This is a genomic window from Aquitalea sp. ASV11 (assembly GCF_016429185.1).
Classification (GTDB): domain Bacteria; phylum Pseudomonadota; class Gammaproteobacteria; order Burkholderiales; family Chromobacteriaceae; genus Aquitalea; species Aquitalea pelogenes.
Window position 1 is genome coordinate 1 of the sequence record NZ_JAELUD010000140.1, and the last position, 1,573, is coordinate 1,573.

General features: G+C 42.1%; 2 protein-coding genes. Both read right to left on the reverse strand.

The window, feature by feature from the left end; genetic code table 11:
* The coding region (locus JHD62_RS21295; protein WP_199104559.1) for a WavE lipopolysaccharide synthesis family protein at positions 1–830 on the reverse strand (830 nt) is incomplete at its 3' end.
* A 4-nt stretch (positions 831–834) separates the two neighbouring features.
* Positions 835–1,425 carry a hypothetical protein gene (locus tag JHD62_RS21300; protein ID WP_199104560.1) on the reverse strand — a complete coding sequence of 197 codons (591 nt, stop codon included), beginning with the start codon at positions 1,423–1,425 and terminating at the stop codon, positions 835–837.
* Positions 1,426–1,573 lie beyond the last annotated feature (148 nt).

Consider the following 1,573-nt stretch of genomic DNA (forward strand, 5'->3'; position numbering starts at 1 on the left):
GAGTAAACGGTTTTTAAGGAGTATCCTGTGTTCAAAAATCTAACCGGAAAATGAATTCCAGAATCCTGCCAATCAATGACATTGAAATTATTGGCAAGAATCCCCTCCCAAAGTATCAGCATTTTGCGGGTTACATGACAGACATGGTCGATAGTGATTTCAAATCCGCAAGACCTTAGCCATCTAATAATAATTGCCTGTTCAGGGACGACCCGAAGATTGCTATAACCAATAAAATTTCCGAATGGATTCCGAGATATTTTCCCTTGGATAAAGTGATTCTCTTCGGCCAGTAAATCCTGGTCCCATATTTTCAACATATCATCCCTTAGGCCAAACTGTATAATATCGGAAAGATGGAACAGCATCGGAACCCGGGAGGGATTGCGAATAAATAGATTCGTTACAGTAATCGGGCATCGTAGAAGCCTGTCTTTTTCAGTTACTGAATCATCATACTCGGCTATGGAGGCTATAGTGGCATTTGTTAGTAAATGATCTGCACGGAATTTTAGGACATATTCTCTTGTAGCAGTTTCGATTCCGACTCGTGTTGAACGAATTAGCCGATTGGTGTTTATCTGATTTCCAGATATGTCATAAAACTCTGATGGCTCTGCTGATGTAATTACTTTACAGTCTTGAAGATCATCTACGCACTCTCTATTCCATGTTGATACTACTATTTCAGCTCCAGGCAAATGCTTTCGAATGGATTCAATGCAGCGAATGATACCACTGTTTGGGGCAAGGTTTCTGCAGAGTGGGCCTTGGATAACTACTGAAATACTTTCAGGATCAATTGGTATCATGGCTGTCAAAGTTTTCAAATTATTATCTACTTAAAAATTTGGCAATGCGTAATTTAATATTGGCAACTTTTTTTAGAACGAGGGGCTCATTCCAGCCAAACCAGCGCATTATAGTGGCTCTGTGCCGAATTTTTTTTGTAATACATGCTATAGATTTATCCTGAACAACTTCTGCTGGAATGCAAAACAGGACAGACACTTCTCCTGCGAAACGGTGTACAACCGCATCATCACAAACCAACACAAATGCTCGGTGCCACTCATCTAGATGGAACCAAGCTTGGTGGCACTTTAATAGGGCGGCAGAAATAATATCGCTTGGGTGTCCTGTACTATCAAGAACTATAATAGATTCATCAGAATAAGTTCTAGCCGACATGGAAATAGTATAGAGATCTGGTGCACCATTTACGATCCAGTTTGACAAATTAATGTAATTGACTTTGTTGTGCGATTCGAAATTTTCTTTATTTGTGCCGTTAATGCTTTTAATTGCATTAAGGTCAATCAGGATAACAGAGTCTAAAGCACGTTCATGTGCTGTGCTTGCCAGGTCGAAACAAACATCAGGGCGCAACAAAAAACTACTTGAGGAAATGACAAGTCGAATCATTTTTCCCTCACGGCATAGCTTTTAAAGGGAGTGCTATTCAAAATGGACCTGTCTCTTATACACATCTCCGAGCCCACGAGACGAACGCAAAAAAGAGGGGGGGGGGGGGGGGGGGGGGGGGGGGGGGGGGGGGGGGGGGGGGGGGGGG